We start from the raw sequence: 25,123 nt of genomic DNA, 5'->3' as shown, positions 1-25,123 counted from the left end.
CGGTGGTCGGGTGAGCCCGTCGCCGGGTGAGTCCGGCCCGGCCCGGCCGGGTGGGTCAGCTGCTGGCCTGGGCGGCGTGCTCGGCGCGCAGGGCCGCCCGGGCGGCCCGGGACGGCAGGGCGAAGTGCAGGGTGGATGCGGCGACCAGACACCCCCGGTGGTCACTGGCCCGGGCGTCCACCACGGCCGACCGGCTGGCCAACTTGATCACCTCGGCGGTGACCCGTAGCGCGCCGGGTTCGGCGGGTTCGAGGAAGCTGATGCTGCTGTGTGCCAGGACCATCGCGGGCGCCGGACCGATCAGCACGGTGACCGCGACGAAGCCGGTCAGGTCCATCGCCCAGAACATGGCCGGCCCGGAGATCGTGCCGTCGAGGCGGAGCTCCAGGCAGTCGGGGCCGGCGACCGCCACCACCTGAGCGCCGTCCACGGACTCCAGGCGCAGCCGGTCGGGACCGGAGATGACCTCGGCGAGCCAGGCCCGCGCCTCATCGACCGACATCACCGCTCGGCTAGCCATGGAGGCTACTATAGGCCATGATCGGGTAGCGCTCCGTCCCTGAACGGTCGTCGTCGATCAGGGGTGCCGACCGGCCTGCCGGGCCACCCGTGCGGGCGGCCCGGCAGGCGTCCGGTCACTCCAGGACGAAGGTGGCGTCGGCGTTGCCGGTGGCGTCCGTGACGGTCCGCAGATAGAGCAGGCCGCCGCTGTGCCGCAGGTACTGGCCGGGATAGTTGATCGCCTCGAACGACACCCCGGCGGAGTTCGACAGGCCGGTCCGTTGCGCGAAGCTGGCATCGGCGCGGTACGTCGAGGAGGCGTCGTCGCGCTCGACCCACACCTCCCAGTTGCGGTGCCGCAGGTAGTAGCCGGGGAAGTTAGTGGACTCCAGGGAGACCGTGTTGCCGCCGGCCAGGCCGGGCACCAGGCGGAACTGCGAGTCGGCCAGGTTCGTCACGTTCGCCTCCAGCCGGGCCCGGTACTCCCAGTGCCGGACGAACCGGTCGGGCTGGTTGTCCGACCGCAGCCGAACCGGGGTGACGCCGTCGGGCACCGGGATGCCGAAGTTCGGGGTGCCGTCGGCGTTCCAGTAGACCTTCTGGACCCGGGTCCGCCGGTTGGGGTCCCGCAGCGGGTCACCGCTGATGTCCCGGTAGTTGCGGTCGTGGTAGACAAGGATGTCGCTGAGCCCGTCCTCGGAGACGGTGAACGAGTTGTGCCCCGGCCCCCACTGACCGGTTGCGGCGTTGCTGGTGAAGACCGGTTGCGGCGACTTCACCCAGGACGACGCCTTGAGCAGGTCACTGCCGGCCGACGCGGTGAGCAGGCCGAGGCAGTAGTTGGCGTCGGTGGCGCTGGCCGAGTAGGTGAGGAAGATCCGGCCGTTGCGTTGCAGCACGGTCGGCCCCTCGTTGACCTTGACCCCGCCGCGCATCTCCCACTCCAGGGTGGGCACGGCGATCCGGGTCGGGGTGCCGCTGAGCGTCCACGGGTTCGCCATCCGGGCGATGTAGAGGTTGGAGTTGGTGGCGATGCCCGGCTCCCCCTGCGCCCAGATCAGGTAGCGCACGCCGTTGGCGACGAACGTCGACGCGTCCAGGGCGAAGGTCTCCCAGGGGGTACGGATCTGACCCTTCTCCGCCCAGCTCGCGGTCAGCGGGTTGGCCCCGGTGCCCTCCAGGACGTACATCCGGATCGCCCAGACGTTGTCGGTGGCCCCGGCGGCGAAGTAGACGTACCACCGGCCGTCGATGAAGTGGATCTCCGGGGCCCAGATGTGCGCGCCCATGATCCCGCTGCTGTGCCGCCGCCAGATGACGGTCTCCGGGGCGGTGGACAGGCCCTGCAGGGTGGTGGCCCGGCGCAGCACGATCCGGTCGTACTCGGGGGCGGTGGCGGTCATGTAGTAGTAGCCGTCGGTGTGCCGGACGATGTGCGGGTCGGCGCGCTGCGCGACCAGCGGGTTGGTGGCCCGGACGGCGGGGGCCGCCTGGGCCGGGGTCGCGGCGGTCAGCATGCTGGCCAGCATCGTCAGGACCAGCAGCACCGCCGTCCGGGTCCGGCCGGCGCGGGGCCCGGCCGGGGCGGCCGTGGCGTGCGCCGGCAGGCCGGTGCGAGGTGTGGACGGGTGAGGTGGGACGGTGGCCCATCGGGTGTGTGAGGCGGGCACGGTGAGGCTCCTTGCTCGGGGTGGTGGGTGGGACGCGGTCCGCCGCCCGAGCACCCGGAGGCGGTCGGACGGCGGACCGGGAACGGGGTCCTACGACTTGGCGAGGTCGAACTTCTTGACGGTCACCGCGCCACCGAGGGAACTGGTGGCGTAGTTGAACATGGCGAACCGGTAGCCCATGAAGAACTGCCAGGCGTTGTTGAGGGTGAAGGCCGGGCCGAGCGAGGTGAAGGTGACCCCGTCGGTGCTGTAGGAGAAGCGGGCCTGCCGACCGGAGCCAGGGCTGATGTCCGCGTTGATCCGCAGCCAGATCTTGCCGCCGGAGATGCCGGCCCCGGCGACCTCGGTGCCGGTGTTGGTGGTGTTCCAGTTGCTGTCCATGGTCAGGTTGTTGACCACGGCGACCCGGGTCGCGCCGTTGTCGCGGCGCACGCCGATCCAGGCCGACTGGTCCCGCAGCATCGCCAGGCCGCTGCGGTCACCGTCGCGCATGGTGGAGTAGTCGAGTTCGATGGTCGCGGTCGACCGGGGACCCTGGATGCGGTGGGTCAGGGTGTTGCGGGCGTTGTACAGGTCGTTGGTGACGTTGGTGGTCTGTAGCCGTAGGCCGTTGTTGACCGACCACTTCGAGTTGTCCGGGTTGTGGTTCCACTCGTACTGCGGGCCGAGGGTGGTGCCGGCGAAGGTGTCGGTGCCGGTCATCGGCTTGACCGTTCTCGGCGGGCGCGGCACGTTCGGGTACGGGTACGAGCCGCCCCAGGTGTTGTTGACCGTCTGCAGGACGGGCCAGCCGCTGGAGTTCCAGGTGACCGGGGCGAGCACGGGCACCCGGCCGCCGGGGTAGGCGTCCACGAATCCCATGTAGTACCAGTCACCGTTCTGCGTCTGCACCATGCCGCCCTGGTGCGGCACACCGCCGCCGGCGATGGGTCCGGGCAGGTTCAGCAGCACCTGTTGCATGGTGTACGGCCCGAACGGATTCGACGCCTTCAGGATGTACTGACCGTTGGCCGGCCGGGTGAGGAAGATGTAGTAGCTGCCGTTGCGCTTGTAGAACCGGGCCCCCTCCAGGGTGCCCACGTTCGACGGGGTGCTGAACACCTGCTGCGACCGGACCTGGGTCTTCCCGTCGGCCGACAGTTGGGCCACGCTGATCTGCGTGTTGCCGTACGCGACGTACATGGTGTCGTTGTCGTCGACCAGCAGGCCGGCGTCGTAGTAGCACTGGTCGAGCGTGGTGTGCCTGGTCCACGGTCCCTCGGCCGACGGGGCGGTGTAGATGTAGGTCTTGTTGAAGTCGATGCAACCGCCCCAGTAGAACGTCTTGTTGCTCTTGCGGTAGCCCAGGAACGACGCCCAGATGCCCCGGACGTAGCCACGCCCGCCGGTCATGTCGTACTTCTGGCCGAAGTCCAGCTTGGGCACCGAGTGACCGGCGAACTCCCAGTTGACCAGGTCGTAGGAGCGCAGCACCGGCGCGCCGGGGGAGTAGTGCATGGTCGACGCCGAGTAGTAGTAGGTGTCGTCCACCCGCAGGATGTCGATGTCCGCGAAGTCCTGCCAGAGCACCGGGTTGGCGAAGGTGGACGACGGCGGCCACTGCCCCGGCGGGGTGGTCGGCGGCGGCGTCGTGGGCGGGGGTGTGGTGGGCGGCGGGGTGGTCGGTGGCGGCGTGGTCGGTGGCGGCGTCGTCGGCGGGGGCGTCGTCGGCGGGGGTGTGGTGGGCGGCGGGGTGGTCGTGCCGCCGGTGCAGGTGACGCCGTTGAGGGTGAAGCTCGTCGGCTTCGGGTTGCTGCCGTTCCACGAGCCGTTGAACCCGAACGACACGTTGGCCCCGGTGCCGATGGCGCCGTTGTAGCTGACGTTGCGGGCGGTCACCTGGGCGCCGGACTGGGTGACGGTGGCGTTCCACGCCTGGGTGACCTGCTGCCCGGCCCCGTACGACCAGGTCAGGGTCCAGCCGTCGATCGGGTCGCCCAGGTTGGTGATGGCCACGTTCGCGCCGAAGCCACCGCCCCACTCGGACGAGACGGTGTAGTCGACCGTGCAGCCGGCGGCTGCGGCCTCGGCCGGCAGGGCGACCGCTGTTCCGGCGGCGATCAGACCGGCGGCCAGGACCAGCCGTGCCGGCAACTTTCTGGTGAGTGGCATGCGGTACTCCTACTGGGGGTGGTGGGAGTCGGGTGGTCGGGAGGCGTCCGGCACCGGTGCGCACGCACACCGGTGCCGGACGGCGGTCAGGCGACCGTGCAGGCGGTGCCGTTGAGCGTGAACGAGGCCGGTCGGGCCGTGTTGCCGGTGTGCGTGGCCTGGAAGCCGACGTCGACCGAGGTGTTCGGCGCGATCGTGCCGTTGTAGGAGACGTTGCGGGCGGTCACCGCCCCGCTGGTCGGCGCGTAGCTGGCGTTCCAGCCGCTGGTGATGGTCTGCCCGCCGGGCAGGGTGAACGCCAGCGCCCAGCCGTTGACCGCCGTGCCGCTGGTGTTGGTGACGCTGATGGAGGCGGTGAGACCGGAGTTCCAGGCGTTGACCGTGTACCCGACCCGGCAGCCCGCCGAGGGCGGCGGGGTGGTCGGCGGGGGCGTGGTGGGCGGCGGCGTGGTCGGCGGTGGGGTCGTGGGTGGCGGGGTGGTCGGCGGGGGCGTGGTGGGCGGCGGCGTGGTGGGCGGCGGGGTGGTCGGCGTGTTGCCACCGAGGCTGCCGGGCACCGCCCGCAGGGCGTTGTACCAGGTGGTGGCCATCTTGCGATAGCCGGTGGCGTTCGGGTGGAGGCCGTCGGCCAGGTCGGCCGTGCCCACCGCGCTGAACATGTCCACCAGGTGCACCCGCTTGCCGGCGCTGACCTTGCTCTGCACGATGCCGGGGATCGCCGCGTTGAACGTGCGTACCGCCGACTCGGTGCCGTTGCGCGGGATGATGGTGGCGACGAAGACGTCCGCGTTCGGTGCGGTGTTGGTGATCTTGTCGATCAGGGTGGAGAGCCGGGCCGGGGCGCCGGAGGCGTTGTACATGTCGTTGGTGCCGATGTGCAGCAGCACCGTCCGGGGGGTCGTCGTCCGCAGCCAGTTCACCACGTTGGCGTCGACCTGGGAGATGGTCCACCCGGAGTGGCCCTCGTGGTCGTGGTCGCCCAGGTTGGACGGGCCGTTGAACATCGAGCCGACGAAGTCGACCCGGTAGCCGTCGGCGACCAGCCGCTGCCACAGCTCGATCCGGTAGCCGCCGGGGACGTTGAAGCCGTCGGTGATCGAGTCGCCGAGGGGCATCACCCGTACCCCGCCGTTGGACTCGGCGCTGGCGGGTGCGGTCACCACCGACCCGGTGGCGACCACGGCCACCAGGGCGGCGGTGGCCAGGCCCAGCAGGCGCAGCCCCCGGCGCATGGTGGGCAGCCGTCGCCCGGCGGGGGTGGTGTCGACGAGGCGTTGGCGGTCGGACGGGGGTGGCCCGGCATTCGGGCAGCTCGTGCCGCTCATGGAGACTCCCTGGGGTGGCGGTGCGGACCGGTGCGGCGACCGTCCCGGGAGGTCGCCGCCTCGTCCGGCGGGTGGACGAAGAGGTGCGTCGGCACGCCACCCGGACGTCGGCTCGCGGGCGACCGAGCACCGCTTACCGGCGGGTTTCCCTGAGGTGATGGGCGGACGGTGCCCCACGCGCAACGACCAGGAAGCCGGACTCGTCACTGGTCGTGGACGCCGTGCGGTGCCGGTGGTCACCGACCCCGAAGTGGACGAACCGGTGATCCACAGCCGGAGCGTGCCCTGCGCTCCCGCCGGGATGCACCATATCGTGTTATCGCTAACATCGGCAACATCGGTGAGCGACGATGCCCAGGTGACCTGCCGGACGGACGACCCACCGGGAGCACGAATGGTGACCGGAGTCGACCCTGCCGGCCGCGAGTCACCCCACCGCGTGGTCGGTGGCCGGTCGCAGCAGCGCGTCGAGCCAGCGCAACTGCCGCGCGACCTGCCATGCCTCGCCACCCTCGTGGCCGTTGAACGGGTAGGTGTGCAGGTGCCGGGAGGGTGCCTCGGGGCGGCCGTTCGCCGCGCCGTACTGGTTGTAGGCGGCGAAGCCGGTGCTCGGGGGGCAGACGTTGTCGCGCAGGCCGATGCCGAAGTGCGCGGGCGCGATGGCCCGCCGGGCGAAGGTCACCCCGTCGACATAGGACAGCGTGTGCCGGACGGCCTCCTCGACCTGCCGGTGCACCGCCAGGTACCGGGCGATCTCGCCGTACGGGGCGGCATCGGTCAGTTCGATCCCGCGCTGGACGTCGCAGAGGAACGGCGCGGTGGTCAGCAGCGCCGCGAGGTCGTCGCGCAGCCCGGCGACCGCCAGGGCGAGCCCGCCACCCTGGCTGTTGCCGACGGCGGCGACCCGGGCCGGGTCCACCCCGGGCAACGCGTGGACGGCCTCGACCGCCCGGACCGCGTCGGTGATCAGCCGGCGGTAGTGGTAGTCGTGCGGGTCGAGGATGCCCCAGGTGGCGGGCCACGGCCCACCGGAGACCCCGTGCGGGTCCGGGGTGTCGCCCGCGCCGTGCAGGCCGGACTGACCGCGGTTGTCCATCAGCAGGTGCGCGTACCCGGCCACCGGCCAGGTCAGCCGCTCGTGCGGCAGACCCCGGCCGCGCCCGTAGCCGGCGTACTCGACCACGGCGGGCAGTGGGGCGTCGACCCCCGCCGGGCGGGTGTACCAGGCCCGCACCGGGTCACCGTCGAAACCGGCGAAGGTGACGTCCCAGGTGTCGACCAGGCGCAGGTCGGTCGGGTGCGGGCGGACGTCGACCAGCACCGGCCGGGCGCGCGCCCCGTCGAGGGTGGTACGCCAGAACGCATCGAAGTCGACGGGCTCGACGACGGTCGGCGTGTACCGCCGCAGGTCTTCGGTGGCAGCCATGGGTTCCTCGGGGGGTCAGGAGCGGGTGGTGGTGGGTGGCGCGGTGCTCTCCCGGACGACCAGTTCGGTCACCAGGTCGATCCGGCTGGTCGCCACGGCGCCGCCCCGGGCCAGTTCCAGCAGTATCTGGGTGGCGGTGCCGGCCATGTCCCGCAGCGGCTGGTGCACGGTGGTCAGCGGCGGGTCGGTCCAGCCGGCGACCGGCAGGTCGTCGTACCCGATCACCGAGAGGTCCTCGGGCACCCGCAGGCCGAGCTGGCGGGCGGCCCGGAGCACGCCGATGGCCTGGAGGTCGGAGCCGGCGAAGATCGCGGTGGGCCGGTCGGGCCCGGTCAGCAGCTCCAGCCCGTGGGCGTGCCCGCCGTCGACGTAGAAACTGCCGTAGCGCACCAGGTCGGCGTCCAGGGTCAGCCCGACCTCGTCGTGCGCGGAGCGGAAGCCGGCGGCGCGGGCCTGGCTGCACAGCACGTCCCGGGGCCCGGAGATGACGGCGATCCGCCGGTGCCCCAACTCCATCAGGTGTCGGGTGGCCAGCAGGCCGCCGTTCCAGTTGTTCGAGCCGACGGTCGGCACCGAGGCCGAGGTCGCGCTGTCGGTGTCGACCACCACGAACGGGATGCGGTGCTCGGTCAGCAGGAGCTGCTGCGGCGGGGTCGGGTGGCAGAGCACGAAGAGCAGGCCCAGCGGCCGGCGGGCGATGAGGGCGTCCAGCCGGCGCGGTGCGGGTCGGTGCTCCCCGTCGAGCTGGGAGATGGCGATGCCGAGCCCGGCGGCGGTGGCCACCGCCTCCACCCCGCTCATGATCTCCATCGCCCAGCTCGAGTTGAACTCGTGGAAGACCACGTCGATCTGGTCGATGCCGAGCGACTGCCGACGGATGCGGCGACGGTACCGGTGGCGTTCGAGGCTCTCCTCGACCCGCGCCCGGGTCTCGGCGGCGACGTCCGCGCGCCCGTTGAGCACCTTCGAGACGGTCGCCACGGAGACGCCGACCTCCTCGGCGATGGTGGCGATGGTGGCCGAGGACTGTGGGGTGATCGGGCGGGACGCGGTCATCGAAGCCTCACCAGGCACTTCCGAAAGTTTCGGAGGACTCTAGCACGTCCGCTGCGAAACGGGGATCGACATCGATACGGTATTTCGACAGGGGTGAATGCGCCTTGCGAGAAGAGTGTTACTGCATATCCCATTTGGGACCCTTGACATGTCCCGTGGATGCCTCCTAAGTTGCCCGAAAAAGGTAACCCGCTGTTTACGAAATTTTCGAACCCTCCGCCGATACACCGCGTCGATCCGTGCGGCGCGGGTGGGGGAGCGGTCGAGGTGAGAGGTGTGGCATGAGAAGTCAGGTGCCCGTCGACGACGGCCCGGCGCCCCAGGACACCCAGCCGTGGCGGGACCCTCGACGCTCACCCGCGCAACGGGCCGACGCGCTGGTCCCGGTCATGTCGCTGGAGGAGAAGATCGCCCAGCTCGTCGGGGTCTGGGTCGGCGCGGAAGCCTCCGGCGAAGGGGTCGCCCCGCACCAGTCCGACATGATCGACGGTGCCCCGCCGTGGAGCACCATCATCCGGCACGGGCTCGGCCAACTGACCCGACCGTTCGGCACCGCGCCGGTCGACCCGGTCGTCGGCGCCCGCTCGCTGGCCGCCTCCCAGGCGCAGATCGCCGCGGCGAGCCGGTTCGGCATCCCCGCCCAGGTGCACGAGGAGTGCCTCACCGGCTTCGCCGCCTGGCGGGCCACGGTCTATCCGACCCCGTTGGGCTGGGGCGCGTCCTTCGACCCCCCGCTGGTCGAGGAGATGGCCGGTCGGATCGGCCGGTCGATGCGGGCCGCCGGCGTCCACCAGGGACTGGCCCCGGTGCTCGACGTCACCCGGGACTACCGGTGGGGGCGCACCGAGGAGACCATCGGCGAGGACCCCTACCTGGTCGGGACGACCGGTGCGGCGTACGTGCGGGGCCTGGAACGGGCCGGCATCGTCGCCACCCTCAAGCACTTCGCGGGCTACTCCGCCTCCCGGGGCGGCCGGAACCTCGCCCCGGTGTCGATGGGCCGCCGGGAGCTGGCCGACGTCATCCTGCCGCCGTTCGAGATGGCGCTGCGCCTCGGCGGGGCCCGCTCGGTGATGCACTCGTACGCCGAGATCGACGGCCTGCCCGTCGCCGCCGACGAGGAACTGCTGACCGGCCTGCTGCGCGACGAGTGGGGCTTCACCGGCACGCTCGTCGCCGACTACTTCGCGGTGCGGTTCCTGGAGACCCTGCACGGGGTGGCCGCCGACGCCGCCGACGCCGCCCGGCTCGCCCTGCGCGCCGGCATCGACGTGGAGCTGCCCACCGTGGACGCCTTCGGCGCGCCGCTGGTGGCGGCGGTCCGGGCCGGCGAGGTCGACGAGGCGCTGATCGACCGCGCGCTGCGCCGGGTGCTGATCCAGAAGATCGAACTGGGGCTGCTCGACGAGGGCTGGCAGGAGCTGCCCGAGGACGTGGCGAACCTGCGGCTCGACGACGAGACCAACCGGGACGTCGCCGTGCGGCTGGCCCGCGAGTCGGTGGTGCTGCTGCGCAACGACGGCGTGCTGCCGCTCGCCACCGACCTGCGGGTCGCGCTGGTCGGTCCGGTCGCCGACGACCCGATGGCCCTGCTCGGCTGCTACTCCTTCCCCAACCACGTCGGCGTCCGCCATCCCGAGCACGGGCTGGGCCTGGAGCTACCCACGCTGCGCGACGAACTCGCCCGACGGGTCCCGGGACTCGTGCACGAGCCGGGCTGCGCCATCACCGACGGGGACACCTCGGGCATCCCGGCGGCGGTCGCCGCGGCGGCGGGGGCCGACGTGTGCGTGCTCGCCGTCGGTGACCGCGCCGGCATGTTCGGCCGGGGCACCTCCGGCGAGGGCTGCGACGCCGACGACCTGCGGCTGCCCGGCGCCCAGGCCGAACTGGTCCGGGCCGTGCTCGACACCGGCACGCCGGTGGTCCTGGTGCTGATGACCGGCCGGCCCTACGCGCTCGGCCCCGAGTACGACGGCGCCGCCGCCGTCGTCCAGGCGTTCTTCCTCGGCCAGCGGGGCGGGCAGGCGCTCGCCGAGGTGCTCACGGGCGCGGTGAACCCGTCCGGGCGGCTGCCGGTCAGCGTCCCCCGCGACGCGGGCGGCCTGCCGGGCACCTACCTGACGCCGCCGCTGGGTCGACGCTCCGAGGTCTCCTCGATCGACCCCACCGCGGCGTACCCGTTCGGCCACGGGTTGAGCTACACCACCTTCGCCTGGACCGACCCGGTGGCGTCGGGCACCGGGGAGCCCGACGGGCCGCCGGCCTGGCCGGTCGACGGTGAGACGACGGTCCGGATCACCGTGCGCAACACCGGGCAGCGGGCCGGCACCGAGGTGGTCCAGCTCTATCTGCACGATCCGGTCGCGCAGACCACCCGACCCGTGGTCCGGCTGGTCGGCTTCGCCCGGGTGCCGCTGGACCCCGGTGCGGCGGCGCACGTCAGCTTCACCGTGCCGGCCGACCTCACCTCGTTCACCGGGCGCGACGGCCGGCGCATCGTCGAACCCGGCGAGGTCGAACTGCGGTTCGGCCGGTCCAGCGGCGAACCGGCGGCCACCCTGCCGCTGCGACTGACCGGCGTGGAACGCCAGGTCGGCGTCCGCCGGCACCTGCTCACGTCGGTACGGGTCGAGCCCGCCGCGACCGGCCCGCACGCCGGATAGGAGGCCGAGAATGACATCCGAGACGCTACGGCCGCCCCCACCGGCGCCGGGGCGGGCTGCGGCGGCCCCCGCCCCGTCACCGCGCCGACGTCGCCGGCATCCCTGGCGGCGGGCCCTGAGCCGGGACTGGCAGCTCTATTCGCTGGCCGTCCTGCCGCTGCTGTTCTTCCTGGTCTTCCGGTATCTGCCGATGATCGGCAACGTGATCGCGTTCCGCCGGTTCAGCCCCGGCGGGAGCGTCTTCGGCGAGTACTGGGTGGGCCTGCGGTACTTCCGGCTGTTCCTCGCCGACCCGACCTTCTGGCAGGTGTTCACCAACACCCTGGTGCTGGGCACGCTGACCCTGCTGTTCTGCTTCCCGCTGCCGATCGTGCTGGCGCTGCTGCTCAACGAGGTCCGGACCCGCCGGCTCAAGCGGTTCGTCCAGTCGGTGTCCTACCTGCCGCACTTCCTGTCCATCGTGATCGTGGCGGCGATGGTGATGCAGTTGCTGTCGATGGACGGCTCGGTCAACCAGCTGGTCCGGGGGCTCGGCGGGGACGGCGTGCCGTTCCTGCAACAGCCGGGCTGGTTCCGCGCCATCTACGTCTCCTCGGAGGTCTGGCAGACCGTCGGCTGGGGGACGATCCTCTATCTGGCGGCGCTCACCACCATCGACGAGAACCTCTACGAGGCGGCCCGGATCGACGGTGCCAACCGCTGGCGGCAGACCTGGCACGTCACGCTGCCGGGCATCCGGCCGACGATGGTGACCCTGCTGATCCTCAACATCGGCACCTTCATGGCCGTCGGGTTCGAGAAGATCCTGCTGCTGTACAACCCGTTGACGTACCCGACCGCCGACGTGATCTCCACGTACCTGTTCCGGCTGGGCTTCGAGTCCAGCAACTTCAGCTACGCCGCCGCCATCGGCCTGTTCGAGGCGGTGATCGGGCTGATCCTGGTCCTCGGGGCGAACACCATCTCCCGGCGCACGGTCGGGACGAGCCTGTGGTGACCGTGGCACCGGGCACGGCCGGCCCGAAGACGACGCAGCCCCGGCGGGTCCGCCGGCCGCGGGGCATCCGACCCACCCGGGGTTACCGGGTGTTCCAGGCGGTCAACGGGGTCGTGCTGACCCTCGTGGTGATCGTGACGCTCTACCCGTTCGTCAACATCGTGGCCCGGTCGCTCAGCGACGAGGCACCGATCATCGCGGGCAAGGTCAACCTCGTCCCGCAGGGCTTCAACCTCACCGCCTACCGGTTGGTGATGTCCGACCCGATGTTCTGGACGAACTACCGCAACACCGTGGTCTACACCGTCGTGGCCACCGCCATCTCGATCGTGTTGACCACCTGCTACGCGTACGTGTTGTCGAAGCACCAGCTCAAGGGCCGCGGGGTGCTCGTCGGGATCGCCGTGTTCACCATGTTCTTCTCCGGCGGGCTGATCCCCAACTACGTGCTGATCACCAGCCTGGGGATGAAGAACAGCATCTGGGCGGTGGTCCTGCCCAACGCGATCAACGTGTTCAACCTGCTGGTGATGAAGGCGTTCTTCGAGAGCCTGCCGGTCGAGTTGGAGGAGGCCGCCGCCGTCGACGGGCTGAGCACCTACGGCACCCTGCTGCGGATCGTGCTGCCGCTGTCCAAGGCGATCATCGCCACGATGCTGCTGTTCTACGCGGTGTCCTTCTGGAACTCCTGGTTCACCGCGTTCCTCTACCTCGACCAGCAGGACCTGCTCCCGGTCACGGTCTACCTGCGCAACCTCATCGCCGGGGCGACCGGGGCGCAGTCGGCCGGTGGCGTCGCCGAGTCCGACGCGGTGCAGGCGGCGGCCACCATCCAGGCCGTGACCATCGTGCTCACCACGCTGCCGATTCTCGCGGTCTACCCCTTCGTCCAGCGGTTCTTCGTGTCCGGCGTGATGCTCGGCGCGGTCAAGGGGTAGCCCGGCCGACCGCTCCACCCCACTGCACCCCCACACCACCTGATCGAAAGGACGAGCCATGTTGCACAGGACGTGGCGCCGCGTGGCGATAGCCGCTGCCGGGCTGCTCACCCTCACCCTCGTCGGGGCCTGCTCCGAGGAGGCCCCGGAGGCCAAGAACCTCGACGGCAACCGGGCCGGCGCGATGGCCGACTACGGGATCGACACGCAGTTCAAGGCCACCGAGCCGCTCTCCTTCCCCATCCTCTACAACAACCACCCGAACTATCCGCTCAAGGACGACTGGCTGTTCTGGTCGGAGCTGACCAAGCGGACCAACGTCAAGCTCGCACCGGTGGCCGTGCCGCTGAGCGACTACGAGCAGAAGCGCAGCCTGCTGATCGGTGCCGGCGATGCCCCGCTGATCATCCCGAAGACCTACCACCCGCAGGAGAACGCCTTCGTCTCCTCCGGCGCGATCCTCCCGGTGAGCGACTACCTGGACCTGATGCCCCACCTCAAGGACAAGATCGCCAAGTGGAACCTCCAACCGGAGTTCGACACGCTGCGACAGTCCGACGGCAAGTTCTACCTGCTCCCCGGCCTGCACGAGAAGCCGTGGGCGGAGTACTCGATCGCGATGCGCACCGACATCCTCCAGCAGCTCAACCTCCAGATCCCCAAGACCTGGGACGAGCTGTACACCGTGCTCAAGGCGATGAAGGCGCGCTACCCCGACACGTACCCGTACTCGGACCGGTGGAGCAAGCCGAACCCGGGCGGGGAACTGCTGAGCATCGTCGGCGCCGCGCACGGGCTGCGGACCGGTTGGAGCTGGAACCCCGCCACCTGGGACCCGGCGGCGAAGAAGTTCGTCTACACCGGTGCCACCGAGCAGTACAAGCAGGTGATCGTTTACCTCAACAAGCTGGTGGCCGAGAAGTTGCTCGACCCGGAGAGCTTCACCCAGACCGATGACCAGGCCCGGCAGAAGCTCGCCAACGGCAAGTCCTTCGTCATCGGCAGCAACGCCCAGACCCTCATCAACGACTACCGCCCCGACCTGGCCAAGACCCAGCCGAACGCCAAGCTGACGAAGATCCCGCTGCTGGTCGGCCCGGCCGGCGAGATCAACCCGGCCAGCCGGCTGGAGAACGGCATCATGATCTCCAAGAAGGCCCGGGACAGCAAGAACTTCGTGGCGCTGATGCAGTTCATCGACTGGGTGTACTACTCCGACGCCGGCCAGGAGTTCGCCAAGTGGGGCGTCGAGGGCACCACCTTCACCAAGGATGCCGCCGGCAAGTACACCCTGAATCCCGACGTCGACATGATCGGGCTCAACCCCAAGGGCAGCAAGCACCTGCAGAAGGACTTCGGCTTCGGCAACGGGGTGTTCTCCTACGGCGGCAAGCTCGACCTGGTGCAGTCCTTCTTCTCCCCGGAGGAGATGGAGTTCCAGAAGGTGATGAACGCCCGGACGCCGTTGCCGGTGGACCCGCCGGCCCCGCTCACCGACGAGGAGCGGGAGCAGGCGTCGCTCTGGGAGACCCCGCTGAAGGACCACGTCGTCCAGAACACGCTGAAGTTCATCCTCGGCCAGCGGCCCCTCACCGAGTGGGACGCCTACCTCGGTGAGCTGAAGGCCAAGAACTCGGAGCAGTACATCGGCCTGGTCAACAAGGCGTACGAGCGGTTCCAGAAGGACAACGGCTGACCGACCCGGTCCGGCCGGGCCCGCCACGGGCCCGGCCGGACCGGTCACCGGCACCGGCACGGCGACCACCGGAGGACGACGACGATGCGGATCACCGTTCCCGCCCAGCCTGTGGGGCGGCTCACCGATGCCTGGCGGCACTGCGTCGGCACCGGGCGCTTCGAACTGGCCCTGCGCCGCGACTACCAGGACTCGCTGGCCCTGATCCAGCGGGACATCGGCTTCCGGCACATCCGCGGGCACGGCCTGCTCAGCGACGGCGTCGGCGTCCACCGCCCCTACCAGCACCAGGGCGAACGCCGGGTGCACCACGCCTTCACCTACGTCGACCAGGTGATCGACGCCTACCTCCGGGTGGGCGTCCGACCCTTCGTGGAACTGGGCTTCATGCCCTCCGGGCTGGCCTCCGGCGACCAGACGGTGTTCTGGTGGCAGGGCAACGTCACCCCGCCCCGCTGCTGGTCGGAGTGGGCCGACCTGGTCCGCGCCACGGTGGCCCACCTGGTCGACCGGTACGGCCTCGACGAGGTGCGGGGCTGGCCGATCGAGGTGTGGAACGAACCCAACCTGACCGACTTCTGGCAGGGCGCGGACCGGGACGCCTACCACCGGCTCTACGAGGTCACCGCGCACGCCGTCAAGGAGGTCGACGCCGGGTTGCAGGTCGGCGGCCCCGCCATCTCGCCCGGCGCGGACGACTGGCTGGAACCCTTCGCCGACTTCGTCACCGCACACGACGTGCCGGTCGACTTCGTCAGCCGGCACGCCTACACCTCCGGCCCTGCCCAGCACGTACCCTTCGGCACCCACCAGACGCTGGCCCCGGCGTCGTCGCTGCTGGAGCAGTTCGCCGCACCCCGGCGGCACCTGTTCGGCACCGCCCTGGCGGAGTTGCCGGTGCACATCACCGAGTTCAACTCCTCCTACCGGCCGGACAACCCGATCCACGACACGGCCTTCCACGCCGCGTACCTCGCCCCGGTGCTGGCGGCCGGCGGTGACCTGGTCGACTCCTTCTCGTACTGGACGTTCAGCGACATGTTCGAGGAGACGGGGGTGCCGACGGCGCTGTTCCACGGCGGGTTCGGCCTGCTCACCCACCACCAGATCAAGAAACCCACCTACCACCTGTACGCCTTCATGGCCCGCCTCGGCGACGAGGTGCTGGCGCGCGGCGCGGACCACCTGGTCACCCGGCATCCCGACGGCCGGGTCGCCGTGCTGGCCTGGGCGCCGGTGGACGTGACCGGCCATGCGCCGGTGCCCGACCGGCACCCGGTGGCCCTGTCGGTGCCGGTGGGCCCGCCCGGCGCCTCGTCGGTGTTCCTGCTCCGCTCGTCGGTCAGCGAGGAGGCCGGCAACGCCTGGGCCGCCTGGAGCGAGATGGGCCGCCCCCGGTCCCCCCGACCCGACCAGCTCGACACCCTGCGGGAGGCCGCCGAACCGCCCCGCTCCCACCGCGCCCTGCCGGTCACCGCCGGCCGGGTCGACCTCGACCTCACCCTGGCCCGGCACGAGGTCACCCTGGTCGAGTTGGCGGCGGTACGGGACGAGACCCCGCCGTGGTGGGACGAGGCCCGGCTGCTCGGCGGCCCCACCGAGCGCACCCCGCCGCCCGACCGGGACGAGCGGTCGTGAGCGCGCAGCCCTGGCGGGAGTTCGGCGACGGTCCACTGTCGCGGGCCGCCGCATCGGTGTACACGGTGCTCGTCGTCGGGCTGCTGCTGGCCCTGGTCACCCTGCCCGGACTGGTCCCGCTGCTCCTGCTCGGCCGGGACGCCAGCAACCTGCCGCTGGTCGCGGTCTGCCTGCTCCCGGTCGGCCCGGGGGTCTCCGCCGCCCTGTACGCCCTGCACCACCAACGCCCCGACCTGACCGACCTGCGACCCGCCGCCCGGTTCCGGCAGGGCTACCGGGCCAACCTGCCGCAGGTGCTGCGGATCTGGGTGCCGCTGCTGCTGTGGCTGACCGTCATCGGGGTCAACCTCACCCACCTGGCCACTGCGGGCGTCCCGACCGGCTGGGCGGTGCCGCTGGTCGGACTCGGCGTGGTGCTCGTGCTGGTCGGCGGCAACGCCCTGGTGATCGCCTCGCTGTTCACCTTCCGCACCCGCGACGTGCTCCGGCTGGCGGTGCACTTCCTGATCCGCACCCCCGGCGTCACCGTCGGCAACCTGCTGTTGCTGGCCGCTGCCACCGCGCTCACCGTGCTCTCCTCCGAGGCGCTGCTGGCGTTGCTGGCCGTGCTGTTCGTCCTGGCGTACCTGCGGGTCGCCACCCCGATGACCGATATCGTGCGGAAGGACTTCACCGGATGACCAGACCCGCCACCCTCCCGGCCGGAGCGACCGACGACGGGGAAAGCCCGCCGCACCCCGCCTGGCTCCCGGCGGAGGCGTTCCGGGCCCTCGGCACGCGCCGGGTGCTGGTGCACGGCGACGGTCCGCTGGTCGACACGGTATTCGCCGAGGTGGCGCGGGCCTGCGCCGCACACGGCGGACGGGCCGGCCGGACCGGCACGGGTGCGACCTCGGGTGACGCACCGCCCGTCGGCCCCGTCGACGTGGCGCTCGCCCTGCGCACCACGGGCGGGCTGCCGTCGGCGGTGCCGGCCGGCGCGTCGGCGGTCCCGGGCCCCGACGACGGGCCGCTCGGCGACGAGGGGTTCCTGCTGACCCGGGTCGACGACGTGACCGTGGTGCTGGCCGACGCCCCGGCCGGGCTGTTGTACGGCCTGTTCCACCTGGTCCGGCTCGGCGAGTCCGCGTACGTCGGGGACCATCCGCCGCGGGCGCACCGACCCGCGCTGCGCCGCCGGATGCTCGACCACTGGGACAACGTGGCCGTGCACCCGGTGATGGGTCAGGTGGAGCGCGGCTACGCGGGCGGCTCGATCTTCTGGCGCGACGGCGCTCCCCACGGTGACCGGGACCGGCTGCGGGCGTACGGGCGGCTGCTCGCCTCCATGGGGGTCAACGCGATCTCGGTGAACAACGTCAACGTCGGCCTGACCGAGGCGCGGTTGCTGACCGACCGGCTCGACGACGTGGTCGACCTCGCCGACCTGCTGCGCCCGTACGGCATCCGGGTGCACCTGTCGGTGACCTTCGCCGCCCCCGTCGTCCTCGGTGGCCTGCCCACCGCCGACCCCCTCGACGACGGGGTGCGGGACTGGTGGGAGAGCACCACCCGCCGGGTCTACGCGCGCATCCCCGACTTCGGCGGGTACGTGGTGAAGGCCGACTCGGAGGGACAGCCCGGCCCGTTCAGCTACGGTCGCGACCACGCCGACGGGGCGAACCTGCTGGCCGCCGCGCTCGCCCCGCACGGGGGAGTGGTGCACTGGCGGGCGTTCGTCTACGACCACCGGCAGGACTGGCGGGACCGGACCACCGACCGGGCCCGTGCCGCGTACGACCACTTCGCCCCGTTGGACGGGCGGTTCGCCGACAACGTCGTCCTCCAGGTGAAGTTCGGCCCGGTCGACTTCCAACCCCGGGAGCCGGTCTCGCCGGTGATCGCGGCCATGCCGGCCACCCGGCTGGCGGTGGAGTTGCAGGTGACCCAGGAGTACACCGGCCAGCAGTGGCACGCCTGCTACCTCGCCCCCTGGTGGCGTGAGGTGCTGGCCTTCCGGCCGTGGGGGGCGGCGGAGCGCAGCGTCGCCGACGTGCTGGCGGACGTGCCCGGCCCGGGGCCGCGGCGGGGCGGCGACCTGGTCGCCGTCGCCAACGTGGGGGACGATCCGTTCTGGTGCGGGCACCCGCTGGCCCAGGCCAACCTGTACGCCTTCGGGCGGCTGGCCTGGGACCCGGGCCTGGACCCGGGCGCGCTCCTCGACGAGTGGATCGACCTGACCTTCCCGGCGTCGACGGTCGGTGACCCGGCGTTGGTGCGCGAGACGCTGCACGCGGTGCTGGACGACTCCTGGCGCACCTACGAGCGCTACACCGCCCCGTTGGGTGTCGGCTTCATGGTCAACCCGGCCGGCCACTACGGGCCCGGGGTGGACGGCTACGAGTACAGCCGGTGGGGCACCTACCACTTCGCCGACCGTGACGGCGTCGGCGTGGACCGGACCTGCGCGACCGGCACCGGCTTCGCCGGCCAGTACCCGCAGCCCTGGTCCCAGGTGTACGAGTCGCTCGAGCGGTGCCCGGACGAACTGCTGCTCTTCTTCCACCACGTGCCCTACTCCCACGTCCTGCACAGCGGCGTCCCGGTCATCCAGCACATCTACGACACCCACTTCGCCGGGGTGGAAGAGGTGGTGGCGATGCGGGACCGGTGGACCCGGCTCGCCGGGGTGATCGACCGGGCCGTGTACGACCGGGTCGTCGAGCGCCTCGACGAGCAACTGCGCTGCGCCACCGAGTGGCGGGACCAGGTCAACACGTACTTCTTCCGCAAGTCCGGGGTGCCCGACGCGAAGGGCCGCCACATCTACTGACCGCGCTCGGCGGCACCGCCGGACGACGGCCGGTGCCGCCGCACGCCGGTGCCCGGCCGGCCGGGCTGAGGCCGCCGCCCGCCGACCGGGACGGGCCGCGTGGGGACGGGCCGCGTCGGGGTGGGGCGACCCGGCGGGACGTGGCACGATCACGGGATGACCAGCAGATCCGCCCCGGAGCAGCAGTTGCGCGACCTGGCCCGGCTGCGCCGGGTGCGGGACCGCATCGACCGGGAGTACGCCCGGCCGCTGGACGTCGAGGCGTTGGCCCGGGGCGTGCACATGTCGGCCGGGCACCTCAGCCGACAGTTCCGCCGCGCCTACGGCGAGTCACCGTACGCCTATCTGATGACCCGGCGGATCGAGCGGGCGATGGCGCTGCTGCGCCGGGGCGACCTCAGCGTCACCGCGGTCTGCTTCGCGGTGGGCTGCGCGTCGCTGGGCACCTTCAGCACCCGCTTCACCGAACTGGTCGGCGTCCCGCCGAGCAGCTACCGGGCGTCGTCGACGCCCGGGTCGGCGGAGCCGCCGCCGTGCCTGACCAAACAGCTGACCCGGCCGGTCAGGAATCGAGAAGCACCCGCCCCGATCCTCACCTAGCGTGAGCGGCATGGATCTCACCATCGACACCTGTTTCCTGCCGCACGACGACCCGGACGCCTCGCTGGCCTTCTACCGCGACATCCTCGGTTTCGAGGTCCGCAACGACGTCGGGTCGGGCAGGATGCGCTGGATCACCGTCGGCCCGGTCGGTCAGCCCGGCACGTCGATCCTGCTGGCGCCGCCGGCCGTCGACCCGGGCGTCACCGACGAGGAGCGCCGGACCATCGCCGAGATGATGGCCAAGGGCACCTACGGCTGGCTCATGCTGGCCACCCCGGACCTCGACGGCACCTTCGAGAGGGTGCAGGCCAGCACCGCCGAGGTGGTCCAGGAGCCGATCGACCAGCCGTACGGGGTGCGCGACTGCGCCTTCCGGGACCCGGCGGGCAACCTGATCCGCGTCAAGGAGCTGCGCTGACCTTGGCGGCCCGGCTCACCAGGGGTGGACGGTGCCGTCCTCCAGCCGGTTGACCGGCAGGTACGCCGGGGCGTACGGGTAGCGGGCCGCCGCCTCCTCGTCGATGTCCACCCCGAGGCCGGGGGTCTCCGCCGGGTGCAGGTAGCCGTCGGCGTAGCGGTAGCCGTGCGGGAAGACCTCGTCGGTGGCGTCGGTGTGCCGCATGTACTCCTGCAGGCCGAAGTTGGGGATGGCCAGGTCGAGGTGGAGGGCGGCGGCCATGCAGACGGGGGAGAGGTCGGTGGCCCCGTGTGAGCCGCTGCGCACGTGGTGCAGCGCCGCCAGGTCGAAGATGCGCCGCAGGTGGGTGATCCCGCCGGCGTGCACCACCGTGGTACGGATGTAGTCGATGAGCTGTTCCCGGATGAGCTGGGCGGCGTCCCAGATGGTGTTGAACACCTCGCCGACGGCGACCGGGGTGGTGGTGTGCTGGCGGATCAGCCGGAAGCCCTCCGGCAGTTCGGCGGGGACCGGGTCCTCCATCCAGGTCAGCGCGTGCGGTTCCAGGCTCTTGCCGAGCCGGGCCGCCTCGATCGGGCTGAGCCGGTGGTGCACGTCGTGCAGCAGCCGCAGGGTCGGGCCGAACTCGTCGCGTACCCGGGCGAAGACCGTCGGGACGTGCGCCAGGTACCGTGCGGTGGACCAGGTCGCCTCGCTGGGCAGGGCCGCGTCGGCCGGTTCGTAGAACAGCTTGTCCGCGCTGACCCCGTAGGTCCTCGGCAACCCCGGCACACCGCACTGCACCCGGATCGCCCGGTAGCCGAGGTCGACGTAGCGGGCGACCTCGACCAGCACGTCCTCGACCGTCTCGCCGTTGGCGTGCCCGTAGACGGTGACCCCGTCGCGGGACCGACCGCCGAGCAGTTGGTAGACGGGCAGGTTGGCGACCTTGCCCTTGATGTCCCACAGCGCGGTGTCCACGGCGGCGATCGCGCTCATCGTGACCGGCCCGCGCCGCCAGTAGGCCCCCTGGTAGAGGTACTGCCAGGTGTCCTCGATCCGGGCCGGGTCCCGCCCGATCAGCAGCGGCACCACGTGGTCGCGCAGGTATGACGCGACGGCCAGCTCGCGGCCGTTGAGGGTGGCGTCTCCGACGCCGGTGACCCCTTCGTCCGTGACGATCTTCAGGGTGACGAAGTTGCGGCCCGGACAGGTCACGATGACCCGGGCGTCGACGATCCGCACACGGCCTCCTTCGGGTGGCGACGAAGGCCGTGTGGTCCGCCGCGCGGACGAAGGCCGTGGTCCGTCCCGCGCGTGCGGCCGGTGGGCAGGGGGTGACGTCGGTGGACCCGTCGTCGCCCGTCCGGCCCGGCTTCCGGCCCGCGGCGCGGTCGCCCCGAAGTCTGGAACCGCCCGTCCAGGCGTGTCAAGGGCCCGCCCGGCCGAACGGATGTGACCGCTCACCTGTTCGTCGTATGCGGCCTACTCGATGGCTGGTCGGAGCGGTGTTGATGGATGCCGTGCCGGGGCCGCTCAGGATGGTTACGGCAGTGTTACATGGATGCGCCTTGACGGATTCCATGTGAGCGCTAACACTTGCCCCCAACGATTGAACGGAGAACGGCATGGATGCAGGCGCAAAGCCGCAGGACCGGTACGTCGTCGGCGTCGACTACGGCACGCTGTCGGGTCGGGCGCTGGTGGTGCGGGTCGGCGACGGCGCCGAGCTGGGCACGGCGGTGCACGAGTACCGCCACGCGGTGATGGACACGACGCTCGCCGCCGACGGCCAGCCCCTGCCGGCCGACTGGGCGTTGCAGGACCCGGACGACTACCGCGACGTGCTGCGCGAGGCGGTGCCCGCGGCGTTGGCCGCGAGCGGCGTCGACCCGGCCCAGGTGGTCGCCGTCGGCATCGACTTCACCGCCTGCACCGTGCTGCCCACCCTGGCCGACGGCACCCCGCTGTGCGAGCTGCCCGACCTGCGTACCCGCCCGCACGCCTGGGTGAAGCTGTGGAAGCACCACGCCGCCCAGCCGCAGGCCGACCGGATCAACGCGCTGGCCCATGCCCGGGGCGAGTCCTGGATCGGCCGGTACGGCGGCAAGATCTCCGCCGAGTGGCAGTACGCCAAGGGGCTGCAACTGCTGGAGGAGGACCCGGAGGTCTACGCCCGTGCGGAGCGCTGGATCGAGGCCGCCGACTGGATCGTCTGGCAGCTCTGCGGCGTCGAGACCCGCAACGTCTGCACCGCCGGCTACAAGGGGCTGCTCCAGGACGGCCACTACCCGTCCCCGGCCTACCTGTCCGCGTTGAACCCCGGCTTCGCCGACTTCGTCGCCAAGATCGACGGGCCGTTGGCGCAGCTCGGCACCCGGGCCGGCGGGCTGACCGCGCAGGCCGCCGGCTGGACCGGGCTGCCGGAGGGGATCGCGGTGGCCGTCGGCAACGTCGACGCCCACGTCACCGCCGCCGCCGCGCAGGCCCTGACCCCCGGCCGGCTGGTCGCCATCATGGGCACCTCCACCTGCCACGTGGTCAACGGTGCCGAGCGGGCCGAGGTGGCCGGCATGTGCGGGGTGGTCGAGGGCGGGATCAGCGCGGGCTCCTGGGGCTACGAGGCCGGCCAGAGCGGCGTCGGCGACATCTTCGGCTGGTACGTCAAGCACGCCGCCCCGGCCGGGTTCGCCTCCCACGAGGAGTTGACCGCCGCGGCCGCCGCGCAGCCCGTCGGCGCACACGGGCTGGTGGCGCTGGACTGGTGGAACGGCAACCGGTCGCTGCTGGTCAACCACGACCTCAGCGGGGTGCTCGTCGGGCTCACCCTGGCCACCCGCCCGCCGGACGTCTACCGTGCGCTGCTGGAGTCCACCGCGTACGGCACCCGCATGATCATCGAGGCGTTCGCCGAGGCGGGCGTCCCGGTCGACGAGCTGATCGTGGCCGGCGGGCTCACCAACAACAGCCTGCTGATGCAGATCTACGCCGACGTGACCCGACGGCCGCTGGGCATCATCGGCTCGGCGCAGGGCCCGGCCCTGGGCTCGGCGATCCACGCGGCGGTCGCGGCCGGCGCGTACCCCGACGTGCCGACCGCCTCGGCGGCGATGGGCCGGGTGGACCGCGAGGTCTACCGGCCCGACCCGGAGCGCGCCGACGCCTACGACGCGCTCTACGCCGAGTACCGCCGGCTGCACGACCACTTCGGCCGGGGCGGCGACGACGTGCTGCTGCGGCTGCGGGCCATCCGCAACGCCGCCCGCCGCCCGGCCGTCGCGCCGCCGGTCGACGCGACCACCGACCCCCTGGAGGTGCCGGCATGACCCTCGACCTCGACGCCGAGGTGGCCCGCCTGCGCGCGCAGGTGGCCACCCTGCACGGCGAGCTGGTGCGCTACAACCTGGTGGCCTGGACGGCCGGCAACGTCTCGGCCCGGGTGCCCGGCCGGGAGCTGATGGTGATCAAGCCGAGCGGGGTGTCCTACGACGACCTGCGGGCCGACAACATGATCGTCTGCGACCTGGAGGGGGTGGTGGTCGACGGTGACCTCTCGCCGTCCAGCGACACCGCCGCCCACGCCTACGTCTACCGGGCGATGCCCGAGGTCGGCGGGGTGGTGCACACCCACAGCGGGTACGCCACCGCCTGGGCCGCCTGCGGCGAGGCGATCCCGTGCCACCTCACCGCGCAGGCCGACGAGTTCGGCGGTGAGATCCCGGTCGGTCCGTTCGCGCTGATCGGCGGCGACGACATCGGCAAGGGCATCGTGGCGACCCTGTCCGGTCACCGCTCACCGGCGGTGCTGATGCGCAACCACGGCGTCTTCACCATCGGCCGGGACGCCCGCGCGGCGGTGAAGGCCGCCGTGATGTGCGAGGACGTGGCCCGGACCGCCCACCTGACCCGGACCCTCGGCACCCCCGTGCCGATGGCCCAGACGGACATCGACTCGCTCTATCACCGCTACCAGAACGTCTACGGGCAACCGGGGCCGTAACCGCTACGACCCCGCCCGTCCTCGCCACCGGCCCGCCCCGTGCGGCCCGGTCGATCCACCGCAACCCGATGCACCACCCCTGGAGGGTCCGGCTCGTCCGGCGTGCCGTGCCGGCCGGTCCTTCCCGCAGTAGCACCATCCCCCACCTCATCCCCATACAAGGAGTCTTCACATGGCGAAGACCGGTATTACCCTCACCCGACGCGGCCTCGGCGCGATGCTCGCCGTCGGCCTGCTGGCCGGCGGACTCGCCGGCTGCGGCAACAGCGACACCGGCGGCGACAGCGACAGCGGCAGCAGCGGCGGCAACAGCAAGCTGGTCATCGGCTTCTCGCAGGTCGGCGCGGAGAGCGGCTGGCGCACGGCGAACACCAACTCGATCAAGGAAGCCGCCACTACGGCCGGCTACGAGCTGAAGTTCGACGACGCGCAGGGCAAGCAGGAGAACCAGATCAAGGCGATCCGCAACTTCATCCAGCAGAAGGTGGACGTGATCGCCTTCTCGCCGGTGGTGGAGTCGGGTTGGGACACCGTGCTCAAGGAGGCCAAGGACGCCAAGATCCCGGTGATCCTGACCGACCGGGCCGTCGACTCGGCCGACAAGAGCCTCTACAAGACCTTCATCGGCTCGGACTTCGTCAAGGAGGGCAAGCTCGCCGGCGAGTGGCTGGTCAAGGAGAAGTCGGCCGCGACCGGCCCGGTGAACATCGTCGAGCTGCAGGGCACCACCGGCGCGGCGCCGGCCAACGACCGCAAGAAGGGCTTCGCCGAGGCGATCGCCGCCAACCCCAACCTGAAGGTCGTCGCCTCGCAGAGCGGTGACTTCACCCGGGCCGGCGGCAAGCAGGTCATGGAGCAGTTCCTCAGGGCCAACCCGAAGATCGACGTGCTCTTCGCGCACAACGACGACATGGGCCTGGGCGCGCTGGAGGCGATCACCGCGGCGGGCAAGACGCCCGGCAAGGACATCACCATCATCACCGTCGACGCGGTCAAGGACGGCATGCAGGCACTGGCCGACGGGAAGTTCAACTTCATCGCGGAGTGCAGCCCGCTGCTCGGCCCGCAGCTGATGGACCTGGCCAAGAAGGTCAAGGCTGGCGAAGAGGTCCCGGCCCGGGTCGAGACCGAGGAGACCACCTTCACCCAGGAGCAGGCCAAGACTGCTCTGCCCAACCGGAAGTACTGATCCGACCGGAGGCCGCCGCGTTCGGCGCGGCGGCCTCCGCCTCCGAGGAAAGGTTCGG

19 protein-coding genes are annotated in these 25,123 nt (G+C 71.5%); 12 read left to right on the top strand and 7 right to left on the bottom strand.

Annotated elements, in window-relative coordinates; genetic code table 11:
- Window positions 1–55: 55 nt before the first annotated feature.
- The 6 genes from GA0070216_RS10685 to GA0070216_RS10660 form a co-directional block, all read right to left on the bottom strand.
- Window positions 56–520, bottom strand: coding sequence for a PaaI family thioesterase (locus tag GA0070216_RS10685; RefSeq protein ID WP_091243219.1), 465 nt, complete (start codon window positions 518–520; stop codon window positions 56–58).
- A gap of 115 nt (window positions 521–635) precedes the next feature.
- Complete coding sequence (locus tag GA0070216_RS10680; protein WP_245722422.1) at window positions 636–2,171, bottom strand: family 43 glycosylhydrolase; 1,536 nt, start codon at window positions 2,169–2,171, stop codon at window positions 636–638.
- A gap of 90 nt (window positions 2,172–2,261) precedes the next feature.
- Window positions 2,262–4,322, bottom strand: coding sequence for a family 43 glycosylhydrolase (locus GA0070216_RS10675; protein ID WP_091243217.1), 2,061 nt, complete (start codon window positions 4,320–4,322; stop codon window positions 2,262–2,264).
- Window positions 4,323–4,408: 86 nt separating this feature from the next.
- Entirely contained in the window at window positions 4,409–5,554 is a 1,146-nt protein-coding gene (locus GA0070216_RS10670; protein ID WP_091243214.1) for a cellulose binding domain-containing protein, read from the bottom strand.
- Window positions 5,555–6,074: 520 nt separating this feature from the next.
- Window positions 6,075–7,073 (bottom strand): acetylxylan esterase, encoded by a 999-nt coding sequence (locus GA0070216_RS10665; RefSeq protein ID WP_091243212.1) that lies wholly within the window; start codon window positions 7,071–7,073, stop codon window positions 6,075–6,077.
- 15 nt (window positions 7,074–7,088) lie between these two features.
- Window positions 7,089–8,129 (bottom strand): LacI family DNA-binding transcriptional regulator, encoded by a 1,041-nt coding sequence (locus GA0070216_RS10660; RefSeq protein WP_091243209.1) that lies wholly within the window; start codon window positions 8,127–8,129, stop codon window positions 7,089–7,091.
- 281 nt (window positions 8,130–8,410) lie between these two features.
- On the opposite strand from GA0070216_RS10660, the gene GA0070216_RS10655 reads away from it, so the two are divergent.
- From GA0070216_RS10655 to GA0070216_RS10615, 9 genes are all read left to right on the top strand, one after another.
- Window positions 8,411–10,795 (top strand): beta-xylosidase/alpha-l-arabinosidase, encoded by a 2,385-nt coding sequence (locus GA0070216_RS10655; RefSeq protein WP_091243206.1) that lies wholly within the window; start codon window positions 8,411–8,413, stop codon window positions 10,793–10,795.
- A gap of 10 nt (window positions 10,796–10,805) precedes the next feature.
- Window positions 10,806–11,792 carry an ABC transporter permease gene (locus tag GA0070216_RS10650; RefSeq protein ID WP_091243203.1) on the top strand — a complete coding sequence of 329 codons (987 nt, stop codon included), beginning with the start codon at window positions 10,806–10,808 and terminating at the stop codon, window positions 11,790–11,792.
- Window positions 11,789–12,730, top strand: coding sequence for a carbohydrate ABC transporter permease (locus tag GA0070216_RS10645; protein ID WP_245722421.1), 942 nt, complete (start codon window positions 11,789–11,791; stop codon window positions 12,728–12,730). Before GA0070216_RS10650 ends, GA0070216_RS10645 begins: the two co-directional genes overlap by 4 nt.
- Window positions 12,731–12,788: 58 nt before the next feature.
- The gene (locus GA0070216_RS10640) at window positions 12,789–14,426 is read left to right on the top strand and encodes an ABC transporter substrate-binding protein (RefSeq protein ID WP_091243199.1); all 1,638 of its coding nucleotides are present in this window, start codon (window positions 12,789–12,791) and stop codon (window positions 14,424–14,426) included.
- An 84-nt stretch (window positions 14,427–14,510) separates the two neighbouring features.
- The gene (locus tag GA0070216_RS10635; protein ID WP_091243196.1) at window positions 14,511–16,064 is read left to right on the top strand and encodes a GH39 family glycosyl hydrolase; all 1,554 of its coding nucleotides are present in this window, start codon (window positions 14,511–14,513) and stop codon (window positions 16,062–16,064) included.
- Complete coding sequence (locus tag GA0070216_RS10630; protein WP_091243192.1) at window positions 16,061–16,744, top strand: hypothetical protein; 684 nt, start codon at window positions 16,061–16,063, stop codon at window positions 16,742–16,744. Before GA0070216_RS10635 ends, GA0070216_RS10630 begins: the two co-directional genes overlap by 4 nt.
- A complete protein-coding gene (locus GA0070216_RS10625; RefSeq protein WP_091243188.1) occupies window positions 16,741–18,876 on the top strand; it encodes an alpha-glucuronidase in 2,136 nt (711 codons plus the stop codon). Before GA0070216_RS10630 ends, GA0070216_RS10625 begins: the two co-directional genes overlap by 4 nt.
- Window positions 18,877–19,032: 156 nt before the next feature.
- Entirely contained in the window at window positions 19,033–19,476 is a 444-nt protein-coding gene (locus GA0070216_RS10620; RefSeq protein WP_091243186.1) for a helix-turn-helix transcriptional regulator, read from the top strand.
- Between the two features lie 10 nt (window positions 19,477–19,486).
- Window positions 19,487–19,897, top strand: coding sequence for a VOC family protein (locus GA0070216_RS10615; protein WP_091243917.1), 411 nt, complete (start codon window positions 19,487–19,489; stop codon window positions 19,895–19,897).
- 15 nt (window positions 19,898–19,912) lie between these two features.
- Here GA0070216_RS10615 and manD read toward each other — a convergent pair whose 3' ends face one another.
- Complete coding sequence (gene manD / locus GA0070216_RS10610; protein WP_091243182.1) at window positions 19,913–21,121, bottom strand: D-mannonate dehydratase ManD; 1,209 nt, start codon at window positions 21,119–21,121, stop codon at window positions 19,913–19,915.
- A 383-nt stretch (window positions 21,122–21,504) separates the two neighbouring features.
- Here manD and araB point away from each other — a divergent pair, with 383 nt between their 5' ends.
- From araB to GA0070216_RS10595, 3 genes are all read left to right on the top strand, one after another.
- Complete coding sequence (araB, locus tag GA0070216_RS10605) at window positions 21,505–23,202, top strand: ribulokinase (RefSeq protein ID WP_091243179.1); 1,698 nt, start codon at window positions 21,505–21,507, stop codon at window positions 23,200–23,202.
- Window positions 23,199–23,876: an L-ribulose-5-phosphate 4-epimerase gene (locus GA0070216_RS10600; protein WP_091243175.1), complete on the top strand. Its 678-nt coding sequence runs from the start codon at window positions 23,199–23,201 to the stop codon at window positions 23,874–23,876. The genes araB and GA0070216_RS10600 overlap by 4 nt, the downstream gene beginning before the upstream one ends.
- Window positions 23,877–24,048: 172 nt before the next feature.
- A complete protein-coding gene (locus tag GA0070216_RS10595) occupies window positions 24,049–25,065 on the top strand; it encodes an ABC transporter substrate-binding protein (RefSeq protein WP_176738906.1) in 1,017 nt (338 codons plus the stop codon).
- Window positions 25,066–25,123: the final 58 nt, after the last annotated feature.

It is taken from the genome of Micromonospora matsumotoense (assembly GCF_900091525.1).
Taxonomy (GTDB): domain Bacteria; phylum Actinomycetota; class Actinomycetes; order Mycobacteriales; family Micromonosporaceae; genus Micromonospora; species Micromonospora matsumotoensis.
This window is presented reverse-complemented; position numbering and strand designations above follow the sequence as displayed.

Coding starts and splice junctions, on each gene's coding strand:
- GA0070216_RS10685 (WP_091243219.1), bottom strand. CDS start 520: ATGGCTAGCCGAGCGGTGATGTCGGTCGATGAGGCGCGGGCCTGGCTC.
- GA0070216_RS10675 (WP_091243217.1), bottom strand. CDS start 4,322: ATGCCACTCACCAGAAAGTTGCCGGCACGGCTGGTCCTGGCCGCCGGT.
- GA0070216_RS10670 (WP_091243214.1), bottom strand. CDS start 5,554: ATGCGCCGGGGGCTGCGCCTGCTGGGCCTGGCCACCGCCGCCCTGGTG.
- GA0070216_RS10665 (WP_091243212.1), bottom strand. CDS start 7,073: ATGGCTGCCACCGAAGACCTGCGGCGGTACACGCCGACCGTCGTCGAG.
- GA0070216_RS10660 (WP_091243209.1), bottom strand. CDS start 8,129: ATGACCGCGTCCCGCCCGATCACCCCACAGTCCTCGGCCACCATCGCC.
- GA0070216_RS10655 (WP_091243206.1), top strand. CDS start 8,411: ATGAGAAGTCAGGTGCCCGTCGACGACGGCCCGGCGCCCCAGGACACC.
- GA0070216_RS10650 (WP_091243203.1), top strand. CDS start 10,806: ATGACATCCGAGACGCTACGGCCGCCCCCACCGGCGCCGGGGCGGGCT.
- GA0070216_RS10640 (WP_091243199.1), top strand. CDS start 12,789: ATGTTGCACAGGACGTGGCGCCGCGTGGCGATAGCCGCTGCCGGGCTG.
- GA0070216_RS10635 (WP_091243196.1), top strand. CDS start 14,511: ATGCGGATCACCGTTCCCGCCCAGCCTGTGGGGCGGCTCACCGATGCC.
- GA0070216_RS10625 (WP_091243188.1), top strand. CDS start 16,741: ATGACCAGACCCGCCACCCTCCCGGCCGGAGCGACCGACGACGGGGAA.
- GA0070216_RS10620 (WP_091243186.1), top strand. CDS start 19,033: ATGACCAGCAGATCCGCCCCGGAGCAGCAGTTGCGCGACCTGGCCCGG.
- GA0070216_RS10615 (WP_091243917.1), top strand. CDS start 19,487: ATGGATCTCACCATCGACACCTGTTTCCTGCCGCACGACGACCCGGAC.
- araB (WP_091243179.1), top strand. CDS start 21,505: ATGGATGCAGGCGCAAAGCCGCAGGACCGGTACGTCGTCGGCGTCGAC.
- GA0070216_RS10600 (WP_091243175.1), top strand. CDS start 23,199: ATGACCCTCGACCTCGACGCCGAGGTGGCCCGCCTGCGCGCGCAGGTG.
- GA0070216_RS10595 (WP_176738906.1), top strand. CDS start 24,049: ATGGCGAAGACCGGTATTACCCTCACCCGACGCGGCCTCGGCGCGATG.